13 protein-coding genes are annotated in these 14,830 nt (G+C 46.9%); all 13 read right to left on the reverse strand.

Annotated elements, in window-relative coordinates:
* Positions 1 to 25 precede the first annotated feature (25 nt).
* The 13 genes from B1728_RS10665 to B1728_RS10725 all read right to left on the reverse strand — a co-directional run bounded on the left by B1728_RS10665 (position 26) and on the right by B1728_RS10725 (position 14,806).
* Positions 26 to 871 (reverse strand): hypothetical protein, encoded by an 846-nt coding sequence (locus tag B1728_RS10665; RefSeq protein ID WP_079910203.1) that lies wholly within the window; start codon positions 869 to 871, stop codon positions 26 to 28.
* A gap of 96 nt (positions 872 to 967) precedes the next feature.
* Positions 968 to 1,216: a DUF3243 domain-containing protein gene (locus B1728_RS10670; protein WP_079910204.1), complete on the reverse strand. Its 249-nt coding sequence runs from the start codon at positions 1,214 to 1,216 to the stop codon at positions 968 to 970.
* 76 nt (positions 1,217 to 1,292) lie between these two features.
* Positions 1,293 to 2,051 carry an elongation factor P 5-aminopentanone reductase gene (gene ymfI / locus B1728_RS10675; protein WP_079910205.1) on the reverse strand — a complete coding sequence of 253 codons (759 nt, stop codon included), beginning with the start codon at positions 2,049 to 2,051 and terminating at the stop codon, positions 1,293 to 1,295.
* Positions 2,048 to 3,334: an EF-P 5-aminopentanol modification-associated protein YfmH gene (gene yfmH / locus B1728_RS10680; RefSeq protein ID WP_079910206.1), complete on the reverse strand. Its 1,287-nt coding sequence runs from the start codon at positions 3,332 to 3,334 to the stop codon at positions 2,048 to 2,050. The genes ymfI and yfmH overlap by 4 nt, the downstream gene beginning before the upstream one ends.
* Before the next feature lie 2 nt (positions 3,335 to 3,336).
* Positions 3,337 to 4,620, reverse strand: a complete 1,284-nt coding sequence (yfmF, locus tag B1728_RS10685; protein ID WP_079910207.1) for an EF-P 5-aminopentanol modification-associated protein YfmF — start codon at positions 4,618 to 4,620, stop codon at positions 3,337 to 3,339.
* Between the two features lie 88 nt (positions 4,621 to 4,708).
* On the reverse strand, positions 4,709 to 5,491 hold the full coding sequence (gene sleB, locus B1728_RS10690; RefSeq protein WP_079910208.1) for a spore cortex-lytic enzyme: 783 nt from the start codon (positions 5,489 to 5,491) through the stop codon (positions 4,709 to 4,711).
* Between the two features lie 151 nt (positions 5,492 to 5,642).
* Complete coding sequence (locus tag B1728_RS10695; protein ID WP_079910209.1) at positions 5,643 to 8,180, reverse strand: FtsK/SpoIIIE family DNA translocase; 2,538 nt, start codon at positions 8,178 to 8,180, stop codon at positions 5,643 to 5,645.
* Between the two features lie 78 nt (positions 8,181 to 8,258).
* Positions 8,259 to 8,480: a YlzJ-like family protein gene (locus B1728_RS10700; RefSeq protein WP_079910210.1), complete on the reverse strand. Its 222-nt coding sequence runs from the start codon at positions 8,478 to 8,480 to the stop codon at positions 8,259 to 8,261.
* Positions 8,477 to 9,211 carry a ClpP family protease gene (locus B1728_RS10705; protein WP_079910211.1) on the reverse strand — a complete coding sequence of 245 codons (735 nt, stop codon included), beginning with the start codon at positions 9,209 to 9,211 and terminating at the stop codon, positions 8,477 to 8,479. The genes B1728_RS10700 and B1728_RS10705 overlap by 4 nt, the downstream gene beginning before the upstream one ends.
* 339 nt (positions 9,212 to 9,550) lie before the next feature.
* Positions 9,551 to 11,227 carry a ribonuclease J gene (locus tag B1728_RS10710; RefSeq protein WP_079910212.1) on the reverse strand — a complete coding sequence of 559 codons (1,677 nt, stop codon included), beginning with the start codon at positions 11,225 to 11,227 and terminating at the stop codon, positions 9,551 to 9,553.
* A 188-nt stretch (positions 11,228 to 11,415) separates the two neighbouring features.
* Positions 11,416 to 12,291 (reverse strand): 4-hydroxy-tetrahydrodipicolinate synthase, encoded by an 876-nt coding sequence (gene dapA, locus B1728_RS10715; protein ID WP_079910213.1) that lies wholly within the window; start codon positions 12,289 to 12,291, stop codon positions 11,416 to 11,418.
* A gap of 22 nt (positions 12,292 to 12,313) precedes the next feature.
* Positions 12,314 to 13,531 carry an aspartate kinase gene (gene dapG, locus B1728_RS10720; RefSeq protein WP_079910214.1) on the reverse strand — a complete coding sequence of 406 codons (1,218 nt, stop codon included), beginning with the start codon at positions 13,529 to 13,531 and terminating at the stop codon, positions 12,314 to 12,316.
* 234 nt (positions 13,532 to 13,765) lie between these two features.
* The gene (locus B1728_RS10725) at positions 13,766 to 14,806 is read right to left on the reverse strand and encodes an aspartate-semialdehyde dehydrogenase (protein ID WP_079910215.1); all 1,041 of its coding nucleotides are present in this window, start codon (positions 14,804 to 14,806) and stop codon (positions 13,766 to 13,768) included.
* Positions 14,807 to 14,830 lie beyond the last annotated feature (24 nt).

Raw genomic sequence — 14,830 nt, forward strand, 5'->3', positions numbered from 1 at the left:
ATTCCTTCTGCATCAAGCAAAAAGTTTACTGCGGCTTTGTTACCTGCACTTCTTGCTGGGTAAAAGGGGCAATTCCCGCTTTCCATTGCTTGGATTGCATTTGAGCCAAAACGGCTTGAAGGACGGTATCCCAGTTCACATCGATGGAGGTGGAGGCCATATTGATGATGGGGACCTGTAAATTTTTCATACGCTGCAATACACTAGCCTCTAAAGGAGAATATACGGCAAGCCAATCCGGACCATGCTGCTTTACTTGAAGCTGAAATTGAGGATACCAGCCTTCTGCGTCGGACAGGGATATTCGCTCTGCTTCTTCCGAAGGGGCCCAGGCCGATGGGATAGGATTCGTGGAAACCGTCACCCATTCAAATGATTTGCCTATGGCCTGCTGCTGCCTGACCCATTCGCCCCATTGAGTTTCCATAAAGCCGGGTCCTGTCTGTTTCCATTGGATGTTGGAGGCCGAAACCTCCGCTTGGGATTGACTTATGGAATCATCGATAAAGATCCACTTTTTGTCGGGAATTGTCGATGCAAAAGACTGGAGCTGCCGATTCAATTCATTACCGGCCACTATTATGTAATCATAAGGTACCGTTTGTATTTTCCGGGACTGATCTTCCGAAATACCCGTTACATCCGAGATCCATTCAAAGGCGACGTTTTGTGTATCTCGCCAGGATAATAATGTTTTGGAGAACGCGGTTTTCGCAGGCTCTTTTAAGTTTGGCGCCGTTATGACCAGCACCGACACTTTATTTTGAAGAACTGCCGGATCAATTGCGGGGATGTTTTTGCCGCAGCCACTTATAATAAGGAATGTGCATATAAGAATTGTTATGCCTTTTGCCCATCTCAGAATACTCAAAACTAACCTTGCCGCCTTTCTGCAACATACTTTAATTAAGTATATCATGAATAGCACGGAAAAGCCTCCCATGAAGGAGGCCGCTAAAAAATCATTTTATTTATTAACAAGCTTTACCATCAGGCGAGCCATTGTCTTGCGCTCCGTCTCATCAGCTACATCCCAAAGATCCTTCAATACTCTTTCTTCATTGTTTTCCGGATCAATTTTATCAGCCAAAAATTCACCGATTTGGAATGCAATCTTGCTGATCGTTTCGTCGCTCATACCGGATTTTTGCGCTTGGTCTACGCGCTCGCCCAAAAATTCCTTCCAACGTTCAAAAACCTTCAACGCTGTTGCCATTTGAAATAGCCTCCTTTAAGTAAAAGTATCACTACGACTACTAATGTTCGCAAAAGGAGGTCTAAATATTCAGCAATCAGGTCAGCCAGCCGCCATTAGGGCTTATGATTTGTCCGGTAATATACCCTGATTCCGGAAGCGCCAAAAAATATACCAATGAAGCGATCTCATCTGGCTGCGCAAAGCGTCCTACCGGGATTTCATTCTCTAAAGCCGCTTTCTCGTCCATATCGAAATTGGCCATCATCATCGTATCTACCGCACCAGGAGCAACGGCATTAACGGTTACACCCGAAGGAGCGAGTTCTTTGGCTAATGCCTTCGTGAAAGCATTTATGCCTCCTTTAGCGGTAGAATAGATCACTTCACAGGATGCACCCGAAATCCCCCATATGGAGGATACATTGATTATTCTTCCATATTTTTGGCTTATCATCGGTTTCATGAACTGCTGAGTTGCCAAAAATACGCCCTTCAAATTGATGTCCATCACTTCATCCCACATCTCTTCCGTAACATCGGACAAAAGACCGTAGTGGGAGATCCCTGCGTTATTGACCAAAATATCCGGCATCATGTTATGATGCTCCAGTTTTTCCTGCAAGCGCAATATTTGCTCTCTGCTTCGTAAATCGGCAGCTGCTGTAAGCACCTTGGCGCCGTGCTTCATGCAGCTACGGGCTGTTTCGTTGGCAGCCTCATGAGACTGTAAATAATGAATGACGACATTCATTCCAACGGAAGAAAACCGTTCAGCAATAGCCGCCCCAATCCCTCTGCTGGCACCCGTAACAAGTACGGTCTGTTCGGTAAAGGGGCGAGGTGATGTACTCAATGTTGTTCGCTTCTTACGATGGAAACCGCCAATTGATTCCAGTCAAAATGCTGCCGCAGCCTATCATTCACTTGGGCTAACGTCAATTGCTCATAAGCCGGCAATATGTCAAAAAGATCAATTCCTTTGAACCGGTATTTCGTAAATTCATTGGCGATCGCCTCAGGTGAGTTGAGCAGCCTCATGAAACCGCCAATTTTTTTCTTGCGGCTTCTCTCGAAGCTTGCCTCCGGAATTCCCGTCGTCTTAACCTTATCGATCTCCTCTTGAACTCTTGCAATAAGACGGTCAGGGTCCTTCGTATCACCGCCGATGACTGTAAAGGCGTAGTTTTCGCCTATGTTATATTCGCTTCCAAAGTTATCGGAAATCAGCTGCTCGTCATACAGCTTTTGATAAATGTCGGAGCTAGGGCTTAACAGGACGTCCAACAGGATCTTCATCGAAAGCTCGCGCTCAAGCAGCTCCTTGCCCGCGGCGGTCTGTTCAGGCTCCTTGCAGCCGAACAAGCATTTGGGAAGCGATACAGGCAGAACCGTAACCTTCTCCTTTTGCCTTACCGACGATGGCTCGTTCTCAAAAAAGCGTTCGATTTTCCCTTGCGGCTTATAATCCTTGCCTGCCTGATTATTGCGGATCAGCTCCATAATTTCCTCCGGCTTGATCCCGCCGACGACAAACAGACTCATATTGCTCGGATGATAGAACGTATAGTAGCAATCGTACAGCAGCTCTTTGGTTATATGAGAAATGGATTCAACTGTTCCTGCAATGTCAATATGAACAGGATGCTTGTGGTACATCGCTTCGATCAAGCCAAAATAGGATCGCCAATCCGGATTATCCTCATACATTTTAATTTCCTGGCCGATGATTCCTTTTTCCTTCTCCACATTCTCATCCGTAAAGTATGGATGTTGCACAAAGTCGATTAATGTGGAGATATTTTCACGAATATGCTCCGTCGCCGAAAACAAATAAGCGGTTTTATCGAAGCTTGTAAAGGCGTTGGCGGATGCGCCGTTAGAAGCGAACACTGCAAATATATCCCCGGTAGGCTCCTCAAACATCTTATGCTCCAAAAAATGCGCGATGCCGTCAGGAACCCGCTTCTCCTCTCCGCCCAACACCTTAAAGTGATTATCGATGGAGCCATATTTAGTGGAGAAAGTAGCATAAGTCTTCTGAAAGCCTTCCTTCGGCAGAAGAAATACCGACAATCCGTTAGGAAGCTGCTCTACATATAATGTTTCATTCACATGAGGATAAGGAATTGCCTTCATGCTTATTCTCCTCCCTTCCGGTCTCGCAAAAAGTAAATCGTATCGAGCTTGACCTGATTGGCCACCTCTTGAATATCTTGTTTATCCACTGACAGCACATCCTGGATTAAAGATGGCACTGATCTCTCTACGCCCGATAATATATTGTTAAAATCAAACGCAATTAACTCGAAAGCAGAATCCTGCATTTCTCGCAAATGCCCGGTGATCATGGCCCTGGTCTGCTGAAGCTCCGTCTCGCTAATATCCCCTTTGGCCATTGCCTCCAGCTGCTGACGAATGATCGAAACGGCTTTTTCATAATTTTGAATTTCGATCCCCGATTGAATCGTAAGGATTCCTTTATGACCGTCCAGCCGCGAGGATGCGTAATAGGCAAGACTCGCTTTTTCCCGCACATTCGTAAATAGCTTGGAGTGAGGATAACCGCCCAAAATACCGTTATACATCAACATAGTCGGGTATGTAGAATCCGCATAAGTGGTGTAGGCTCTTAAGCCCATATTGAGCTTTCCTTGGTTCACATCGAGCCGTTCAACGACTTCCTTCACCTGCTCCACCTGGCGATGGCCCGGCTTGTTCGCATAGCTGCCGGTTTGAGTCCGGTCTACCGCGAAGCTTTGCTCAATCAGCGGCAGAACCTCCTGCAAATTCGTTTTACCCACTACATAAATATCTATAACCGAGTTTCTCAGCCACTGCTGGTAATAGGCGTATAACGATTCAGGATTCAGACCCGCCAGCTGTTCGATGCTGCCAAGCGGATGCAACCGGTAAGGCTCCTGGCTGCACATTTCAGCAATACAACGCTCTGCTGCGTATTTTATTTTGTCATTAACGATAGCTTCGATTCTTTTTTGCAGTGTGACTTTCTCCGAATCGACATATTTGCTGACGAACCGGCCGTTCTCAAGCGCAGGCTTAGTAAGGGACTCACCGAGAAACTGAATCCCATTCTTCAATAACGATTCCGGGCTGCTCACATAATGATCCTGAATTACATCCATACGGAATTGAACCATCTGGTAATCCCCGCGCTTGTAAATATCAAATCCGAAGCCCGCCCCGTACAGATCATCCAATCGTTCACGGAATTGTTTGGTTTCCGGATAAGCTTGGGTACCGCGGCGCAGTACAAAGGGAGTAAAGGCCGTCGGGGTCACAGATTGCTCCTCCAGTGGAGTTCCGATATATACCGATAAAGCGTAGGTTTTGAACTGTTCTGTAGGCAGCACATGCACGCGAATATTCCTTATGGTGCCACGCTCAAATTGAATGTTTTTCAACGGGACATTGCTCCTTTCGTTGGCTTTATACCATTATATTCCTTCATAAACAGAAGAAGCAACCACAAGGGTTACTTCTTGCAATCCATCACATGCAAAAGATATGCTTGCCGATTTGCTTGACTTGCGGACGGGTCCATATCCATTTGGAGGTTGCTGTTTCCGGGTTAAAATAATATATGCATCCGCCGCTCGGATCATTTCCGTTTAAAGCGTCTCTGACGGCTTTTTTCGCCGTTTCGTTAGGCGTCAGCCAGATTTGACCATCGGCTACCGCCGTAAAAGCACCCGGCTGAAAAATAACTCCTGAGACGGTATTCGGAAAGCTAGGCGATTTCACACGGTTCAGGATGACGGCCGCAACAGCCACTTGACCTATGTAGGGTTCGCCTCTCGACTCGCCGTACACGGCGTTTGCCATCAAATTCAGGTCCTGCTCGGACAAGCCCAGGTGATTAGTAGCCGGCAAATTCGCGTTCTCCCCCCCGCCTTCGCTTGTACCTGCTCCTGCATTACCTGTTTGGCTGGATGGAGGGAGCTCCTCCGCCGTAGGGCGATAGTGCTTGGTTGCTTCCCACAGCTTCAATTTGGTTTTGGAGCCAGCAATTCCGTCAACATTCAATCCGAACTCCGATTGGAACCATTTCAGAGACCGCAAGGTGTTGTACCCAAAATCACCATCCACAGCTCCGTTATAAAATCCTAGCAGCTTGAGTCTCCCTTGAAGCTCATAAACATCTTTGCCAGTAGCTCCATAGTGAATATCGGTTTTACTGAACGTTTGCTTGACCTCAAGCCGGTGCTTGACTTGATAGCCTGCAAACAAAACAAAAACCAAGCAGAACGTAATAAAAACAAGACGTTTGTTCATCAACTACTCACCTTTCCCACATTCATTTTGGCAACCTTTTTAAGGTTATTATGAGAAAGGAAGTAAGCTTCTATTCAGATAAAACAGGAAAGTAATGGGATGAACGCAAAGGAAAAGAGCATGCCTGAAATGGCACGCTCTCTTTAGATTCTTATGACGAAAGACGGCTTTGGTACTGCTCCAGAGATACGAGCACTTCCCTTGGCTTGCTGCCCTCATAGGGACCGACAATGCCTTTGGCCTCCATGGAATCGATCAACCGGGCCGCCCGGGTATACCCCACTCTCATACGCCGCTGAAGCAACGATACAGAGGCCTGCTTCGCTTCCAGTATGATTTGCACAGCTTGATCGTACAGCTCGTCTTCCATCTGATCAGGCACTTCCGACTGCTCCTCAACCTGTGGTACCATATCCTCCACATAATTGGCCTGACCTTGGGTTCTGACAAAGTTAACGACGGCCTCTACTTCGCTATCCGATAAGAACGCTCCTTGTACCCGTACAGGCTTGGAAGCCCCCATCGGCAGGTAGAGCATATCACCCCGGCCGAGCAATTTCTCCGCCCCCGCCATATCAAGTATCGTTCGGGAATCGACTTGTGAGGATACCCCGAAGGCAATCCGGGAAGGAATATTGGCCTTGATGACACCTGTAATGACGTCGACGGATGGTCTTTGCGTAGCAATAATCAAGTGAATTCCTGCCGCACGCGCCATTTGCGCCAATCGGCATATCGCATCCTCGACATCATTGGCCGCTACCATCATGAGGTCCGCCAACTCGTCGACAATAACAACGATATAAGGCAGTGGAGCGCCTGTCTGGGTCTCTATAAGCATATTGTTATAGCCCTCGATATTTCGCGTACCGCTCTTGGAGAAAAGCTCGTAGCGTTTTTCCATCTCAACGACGACTTTCTTCAATGCCAGTGAGGCCCGGCGCGGATCCGTAACAACCGGAGCCAGCAGATGCGGGATTCCGTTGTACACGTTTAGCTCAACCATCTTAGGGTCAATCATGAGAAATTTCACTTCATCCGGCTTGGCTTTATACAAAATACTGGTAATGATTCCGTTAATACAAACGGATTTACCTGAACCGGTTGCACCTGCCACGAGCATGTGCGGCATGCGGGCCAGATTGCCGACGATCGGCTGACCGGAGATATCCCGCCCAAAAGTAATGGACAGCTTCGAGCTGGACTCCTGAAAGGCCGTTGTCTCCATAACCTCTCTCATGGTTACGATCGATACTTCCGTATTAGGTACCTCGATCCCTATAGCGGATTTCCCTGGGATAGGTGCTTCCATCCGGATATCCTTGGCTGCCAGGGCCAACGCGATATCGTCGGTCAAGCCCACGATGCGGCTTACCTTGACGCCCACATCCGGCTGAATTTCATACCGGGTTACGGAAGGACCTCTAACCACCTCAAGCACCTTGGCTCTTACGCCAAAGCTTTCGAGAGTTGCTTCCAGCTTGCGGGCTACCGCCTTGTAATCCAGCGATTCCGCTCCCTTGGAAAGATTAGGCTTGGCTAACAGCTGGAAGGACGGAAGCTCATACGGAACCTCCAAAGGCTTATTATGAATATCAAAATCTTCCGGAGCCGGAACATCATCATCCGATGCACCCGGTTCCTGCTTCGTCTTGGCAGCTGCCGGAGCCGCTTGAGGCGGTTCATTCTCAGGCTGTAGAGCCTCTTGCTTCACATGCTCCTGGAAGTCGCGTATGACAGGAATAAACGGCTCTTGCTCGGGTTCGTCCAATTCATCCCCGCCGTGATAAACCACTTGCTCTTTTTTAGTCTTCACAGACTCTCTGTCCTGCTCCGTCTCTTCCAAGTCCTCTTCATGGCCGTTTAATTGCTGCTCAACCGGCTCCGATTTGGACTTAGGCTGTATCAGATCAAAGAATAAGGAGCGTTTCTTACCGCTCTTCTTCTCTTTGCGCTCCGGCTTCAAAGTCTCCTCGTCAAACTCGTTATCCTCCGGAATGTACGGGATGACGGCGGCCTTTTTCTTAACAGCTGCCGGGGCAGGCTTATGCTTGCGGGCTGATAATTTCTGTAATATGTATTGTCCAAGCAGCGTGTCCTCGAACTTCCGGCGGCCCTTGACCTTCTGAATGATGTCGCCGATGGACAATCGGGTTACCAGCAGAATCCCTATCAGGATCATCATGTATTGGATCAGCTTTGCTCCCAAATTTGCGAACAAAAAGAATAACAAGCTGTACAGGCTGGCACCAAGGATGCCCCCTCCGACTTCCCTGTCAAGGGCTGCTCGTCCCTTATCTGAGGCCTCCATCGCCGTCATCAGGCTGGACCAGGACTGCGACATAATCATCCCTGCAGTGATTTTCCCCTTCGGGTACATATCGTCAAAGAGCGTGATATGGCTCATAAGGATAAATGCCAAAATAATCAGCAAAATCCCGGCCTTGCGAGTGGTTCTCCATACGGGCCAAGCTCTTTTTACCATCACGTACAATCCAAGATAGATAAACACAAGCGGAATAACAAATTCCATCGATCCGATCAAAAACCGGAACAAATACTTAAACGATCGGGCTACTGGACCTTCTTGGGATATCGCAATGACAGACAGCGTCAAGATGACAATGCCGTACAGCTCATATTTCAAATTCGTTTTCATAACCTTGCTTCTTTTCTTTGGCCTTGCCAACGCGGCTCACCCCCAAGTACAAATTATACCATACTTTGGATAGAACCTTAATATGATGGCAAAAATCAGACCTTGGAACTAGATTTTCGGTTGAAACTCAATTACGCGGCCAGGGGTATACTGCGGATTCAAATAATCCTGCGGATTGCCGCTGATTAACCGGACAATGGTCGCTTGATTGGAGTTGAGAGGCTGAACCTGCATGGTGATCCCGTTCAGAACGATCTCCATAGAGTTATCCTTCAATTCCTCAATGCCTTCCATCACCACATCCAACGGCATTATAGTATAATGGATCATTGCACCATGCCCCCTGTTTGGGCGGTACGCTTCTCTTCAATTCTGCGATTCAATTCACGAATGGCATCGCCGACACCGCCGATCGCGTTGATCAAGCCGTACTTAACCGCATCCGGCCCGATAACGGTGGTTCCAATGTCTCTCGTTAATTCGCCGGTCTTAAACATCAGTTCCTTCAGCTTTTCTTCGGTTATCCTGGAGTGGCTCGTAATGAAACGATTGACCCGCTCCTGCATTTTATCCAAATATTCAAAAGTCTGAGGCACTCCAATAACCAGTCCATTCAATCGGATCGGATGTATGGTCATCGTCGCGGTTTCTGCAATAATAGAATGATTGGAAGAAACTGCGATCGGTACGCCGATCGAATGTCCCCCGCCCAGCACCAGAGTTACGGTCGGCTTAGACAACGTCGATATCATTTCGGCGATAGCAAGACCAGCTTCGACATCCCCGCCAACCGTATTCAAAATGATTAGAACCCCTTCGATTTTCGAGTTCTGTTCTGCTGCAACCAGCTGGGGGATCAGATGCTCATACTTTGTCGTTTTATTTTGCGGCGGAAGCACAATATGTCCCTCTACCTGACCGATGATCGTCATACAAAAAATATTGGAGTCGGTCCCAGGCGTAGCCGTTTGACCTAGCTGCTGAATATTTTCAACCGCCGGATTTTTTCTGGCTTCGTCATTCGGCTGCTGGGGCTGTGTCTCTTGAGTGAAATTGTTCATAAAGGAAATTCCTCCCTAGTCTATGGTCACATCATCTCCCATAGTATGGATCGAGAGGGGAAAAATATGCGGCATTGGCAAAGGAACACCGTAAATATGACAAGTATCTACAAATGCTTTTCAATGCTGGGCGATCTTAAGGTTTGCTTTAGTACAACTCGGCTTCGACAGCAAAGTTGATTTTATCTCCACATGAATTTTACATCATCGGAATCTGATAAATTCTTTTAGATAAAAAAAGACCACATAGAGAATATCTCTATGCGGTCTCTTTGCAGTGATCGATTGCAAACACCTGTATGAATGAACGGTTTCAAGCTATTGACTGGTGGTTTTTGATCATACTTCCATAATAATTGGAAGGATCATAGGTCTTCTTCTGGTTTGTTCGTACAAAAATCGTCCTAGAGCATCTTTAACATGAGTCTTTAAGGAAGCCCATTCATTTACATTTTCATTCATTAAACGATTCAGTGTGCTTGTTACGATCCGGTTTGCTTCATCCAGCAAGCCTTCCGATTCTCTAACATACACGAAACCTCGGGATATAATATCAGGCCCGGATAAAATGGCACCGTCTTGTTTGCTAAGCGTAACAACTACGACAAGAATACCATCTTGCGAGAGCAGCTTCCGATCGCGAAGAACAATATTCCCAACGTCGCCGACTCCGAGTCCATCGATTAAAATATTCCCCGCCGTTACTTTAGAACCTTTGCGGGCAACACCGTCTTGAATCTCTATCGTTTCACCATTGTCCACGATAAAAATATCTTCTTTGGCGATACCAACAGACTCGGCCAGAGCGCCGTGTTGACGAAGCATACGGTATTCACCGTGGATCGGAATAAAGTATTTAGGCTTCATGATATTCAGCATGAGCTTTAATTCTTCTTGGCTTCCGTGTCCGGAAACGTGAACTCCTGTAACGGAACCTGGACCATAAATAACATGGGCTCCAATACGCATCAATTCGTCGACGGTTCTGCCGACATAACGTTCGTTGCCCGGGATTGGCGTTGCAGCAATAATAACGGTATCCCCCGGTAAAATATCCACTTTGCGGTGCGTGGATCTCGCCATGCGAGTAAGCGCCGACATCGGTTCTCCTTGGCTGCCTGTAGACAGGATGGCCACGCGATCTGCAGCCAGCTTGTTCACTTCCTCCGGCTCAATCAGCATGCCATCTGGAATACGCAAATAACCAAGCTCATGTGCGATACCTACAACGTTGACCATGCTCCGTCCAATGACGGTTAATTTTCTGCGGGTAGCTTCACAAGCATCGACAACCTGCTGAATTCTGTGAATATTCGAAGCAAAGGTGGCGATGATAACCCTCTGCTTGGCTTTGCGGAATACTTCCTCGATTTGAATGCCTACGCTTCTTTCCGAGCCCGTATATCCTGGTCGCTCTGCATTGGTACTATCCGAAAGGAGAGCCAATACGCCCCTTTTTCCGATAGCCGCCATACTGTGCAAATCAGCATATTGGTCATTAACAGGAGTTTGATCAAATTTAAAGTCTCCTGTATGAACAACGTTCCCCTCCGGGGTTTCAAGACATACACCGACGGAGTCAGGAATACTATGGTTGGTCTTAAAGAATGTAGCGGTAATGGTTCCGAGCTTCAGTTCGCTGTCCGAGTTAATGAGAATTCGTTTGGTTTCACCCAACAAATTCGCTTCTTTAAGCTTTGTTTCGATTAACCCGAGCGTTAGTCTGGTACCGTATACAGGAACATTCAAATGCTTCAGAACGTAAGGCAAGCCGCCAATATGGTCTTCGTGCCCGTGCGTTATAATAATTCCTCTGACTTTCTCACGGTTTTCCGTTAAATACGTGATATCCGGAATGACAATATCAATACCGAGCATGTCCTCCTCAGGGAACTTTAAACCACAATCGACGACCACAATATCATTGGCATACTGAATGACATACATATTTTTTCCGATTTCGCCCACGCCGCCCAGAGCAAAGATCGAAAGCTTATCCATATTTTTCTTTGACAAAGAAATACCTCCTAATTAAAATTGACGACGAATTTTTGTAAGAACCAAAAACCAAAAACCGCACCAGTCACTTGCCACCATTATACATGAAGAAAAACTGCAATTACAAGTTCACCCTTTTTTACTGCCTATTGTTACCTAAAAAAATAAAACCGATGCTAAAAAACGCACCGATTTTCTAAGACATCTCACTCAAATAGCGAAGCAATGAATCGTCCTTCTTCTTCGGTTACATTTATTAACGGTAAACGAACTCCTCCAACTTCAATCCCCTTGCGGTTCAAAGCGAACTTCACAGGAGCCGGGTTTGGAACTCGATGAGGACATGCGAATAATCCTTTGAAAATCGGATGAAGTTTGGCATGGATCTGGCTTGCTTCACGAACATCTCCCTGCAAATAACAGTTTATCATATTCTTCATATCTTTTCCAATCACATGGCTCGCTACGCTGATAATACCGTAAGCGCCAACGGACAGAGCCGGCAGTGTCATGTTATCTTCGCCGCTGTACACAACAAAACCCGGAGCGGCACCATGAGCAATTTGCGTAATCTGGTCGAGATCGGCGCAATCTTTGGTAGCTACAATATTTGGAATATGAGACAACCGGATGGTAGTATCTACATTAATGTTAACGCCGGTTCGACTTGGCACATTATATAGGATACAAGGCAGGGAAACCGCCTCGGCAATAGCTTTGAAATGCTGGAACAATCCTTCCTGAGAAGGTCGGTTATAATAAGGAGCTACCAGGAGCAGCGCATCGACGCCGAGCTTCTCGGCTTCCTTGGATAAATGGATGGAATGAGCCGTGTCGTTGCTTCCTGTACCGGCAATAATTTTGCAGCGTCCCTTAGCATGTTTTACTGTAAATTGAAATAATTGCAGCTTCTCTTCATCGGTCAAGGTTGGCGACTCACCGGTTGTACCATTAATCACCAAGCTGTCGCTTTCCTGTTCTTCAATCAAGTAGTCCATCAGTTTGGCCACCTGATCCCAATCAATTTGCAAATTAGCATCAAATGGCGTTACCATTGCCGTAATTAGTCTACCGAAATCCACTGCGTTTTCCCCCTACAGTCTTTTATCGATGTAACTCAAATTTTCGGTGCAATGCCCGGACCGCTTTGACCATGTCGATGCCCTGGACAAGCACCCATATGGTCGTATTCGAATCCGCCGATTGCAGAATGCTTATATCTTCTTCCGTCAATGCCTCTACAATTTGCGCCATAATCCCAGGCACACCATTCATTCCTCCGCCAATAATAGATACTTTGGCACAGTTTGAGGTGCATTGCGGCTTATATCCTAGTTCATTTAAAATACGGACAGCACGGTCCAGCTCATGATCGTAAACCGTATAGACGACTCCAGACGGATTCACGTTGATGAAATCGACACTGATATGATGCTGAGCCATGGCTTTGAATACTTGCAGCTGTAAGTCATAAACTCCTTCACCTGCTGCCACTTGAATTTGAGAAGTATTCGAAAAGCTTGCGATTCCCGTTACGAAGCGGTCCTGTATCACATTTCGGTCCTGACTAATCGCGTCTGGATGCGTAACCAAAGTTCCCGGGTCCTTGCTGAAGGTAGATCGTACCCGTATCGGAATACTGGCGTTCATGGCCACTTCTACCGCCCTAGGATGGATCACCTTGGCACCATGATGAGCCATATTGCAAATCTCTGAATAGGAGACGACCGAAAGGCGTCTCGCATCCTCGACAATTCGCGGATCAGCCGTCAAAATGCCGTCCACATCGGTAAAAATATCGACGATTTCCGCCTTCAAGGCAGCTCCTAAAGCTGTTGCCGTAGTGTCACTGCCGCCTCTGCCCAAGGTCGTATAGTCATTCGTTTTCGTTTGACCTTGAAAGCCTGTTACGATAACAACCTGACCCGCCTCTAGCAATTCAAGGATTCTCACCGGTTTAATAGAAACGATTTGGGCATTGCCAAAATCATTATTTGTAATTATCCCTGCCTGAGCTCCGGTCAGAACGCTGGCGGGAATTCCTTTTGCGCACAGTAAGCTGCATAAGGTTGCGGCCGAAATGATTTCTCCGCAGCACATTAGCATGTCTTTCTCGCGTGGCGGCAACTGATTGCCGTTCTGATGAATAAAATCCAATAACGTATCCGTTGCATAGGGCTCGCCTTTTCTCCCCATTGCCGATACGACGACGACTAGCTTGTATTCTTGTTCTATAGCAGCTTCGATATGTTCTATGACTTGTGCTCTTGCCTCGGCGTTGGAAAGGGACGTGCCTCCGAATTTCTGAACCAGAATTTTCATGAGGTCCCTCCTACAGGCTTTCTTTAGAAAGCCATCTTCGTAAGCATCTACTAGGTTTTCATAAGAAAACCATCTTCGTAAGCATTGACTTGGCTTTCTTTAGAAAGCCATCTTCGTAAGCATTTCATACCGCTCTCAAGTACAAGCTGACAGCAAAATCATGCTGCCTTCCTCTTTTTGAAAACGGTTCATTATAAAAGAAAAGCTAGGCTTCCGTTAGGAAGCCTGCCTCGATTACTCCTGCTCGATAGCGATGTACTCTGCGATTTGTACGGCGTTCCAGGCAGCGCCTTTAAGCAGATTGTCCGAAACAATCCACATATTCAAAGCACGCGAATTGCTCAGGTCACGACGCACACGACCAACGAATGTATCCAGCTTACCTGCGGCATCCGTAGCAAGAGGGTACTGCTGCTCCGCAGGATTATCCAAAAGCACGATGCCTGGAGCATCAGAGATCAGTTGTTTTGCTTCCTCTATATCAAAAGCTTCCTTCAGCTCGACATAGACCGATTCCGAGTGTCCATAAACTACAGGAATACGCACGCAAGTTGCTGTAACTTCAAGCGTGTCGTCTCCCAATATTTTTTTCGTTTCATTGATCATTTTCATTTCTTCGTAAGTAAAGCCATTATCCATAAATTTATCGATTTGCGGAATTGCATTGAATGCAATCTGATGTTTGACTGGTAATGCCCCGACCGGCAAAATTTGCGGTTCGACCGGGTTCCCGGCCAAAATTTCTCGTGATTGTCGCAGCATTTCATCAATGGCGCGGGATCCTGCGCCGGATACCGCTTGGTAAGTAGAAACGATGATTCGGGAAATGCCATACCGATCATACAATGGTTTTAGTGCAGCTACCAATTGAATTGTAGAGCAGTTCGGATTCGCAATGATCCCTTTGTGCTCATTAATCTTGTCGATGTTCACTTCCGGAACAATCAATGGCGTTTCCTCATCCATACGATATGCGCTCGTATTATCGATACATACCGCTCCATGGCGAACCGCATGCGGTATCAATTCGAGACTCACACTGCCTCCAGCACTAAATAAAGCGATATCTACGCCTTGAAAGCTATCGGCTGTCGCTTCTTCAACGGTTAGTTCCTGTCCTTTGAATTTCAGCTTGGTCCCAGCGGAACGGGCCGATGACAACAGCCTCAATTCTTGAATAGGGAAGTTGCGTTCTTCCAACAAACGAAGAATTTGTTCTCCGACCGCTCCTGTTGCTCCGACTACCGCAACGTTGAATAATTTTTGGTTCGACATCTTGTTCGTCTCTCCCTATGCAAA

Origin of the sequence: Paenibacillus sp. 32352, assembly GCF_002042965.1 — a bacterium.
Classification (GTDB): domain Bacteria; phylum Bacillota; class Bacilli; order Paenibacillales; family NBRC-103111; genus Paenibacillus_S; species Paenibacillus_S vulneris.

Coding starts and splice junctions, on each gene's coding strand:
- B1728_RS10700 (WP_079910210.1), bottom strand. CDS start 8,480: ATGATCCATTATACTATAATGCCGTTGGATGTGGTGATGGAAGGCATT.
- dapG (WP_079910214.1), bottom strand. CDS start 13,531: ATGAAAATTCTGGTTCAGAAATTCGGAGGCACGTCCCTTTCCAACGCC.
- B1728_RS10725 (WP_079910215.1), bottom strand. CDS start 14,806: ATGTCGAACCAAAAATTATTCAACGTTGCGGTAGTCGGAGCAACAGGA.
- B1728_RS10670 (WP_079910204.1), bottom strand. CDS start 1,216: ATGGCAACAGCGTTGAAGGTTTTTGAACGTTGGAAGGAATTTTTGGGC.
- B1728_RS10705 (WP_079910211.1), bottom strand. CDS start 9,211: ATGAACAATTTCACTCAAGAGACACAGCCCCAGCAGCCGAATGACGAA.
- sleB (WP_079910208.1), bottom strand. CDS start 5,491: ATGAACAAACGTCTTGTTTTTATTACGTTCTGCTTGGTTTTTGTTTTG.
- yfmH (WP_079910206.1), bottom strand. CDS start 3,334: ATGAAGGCAATTCCTTATCCTCATGTGAATGAAACATTATATGTAGAG.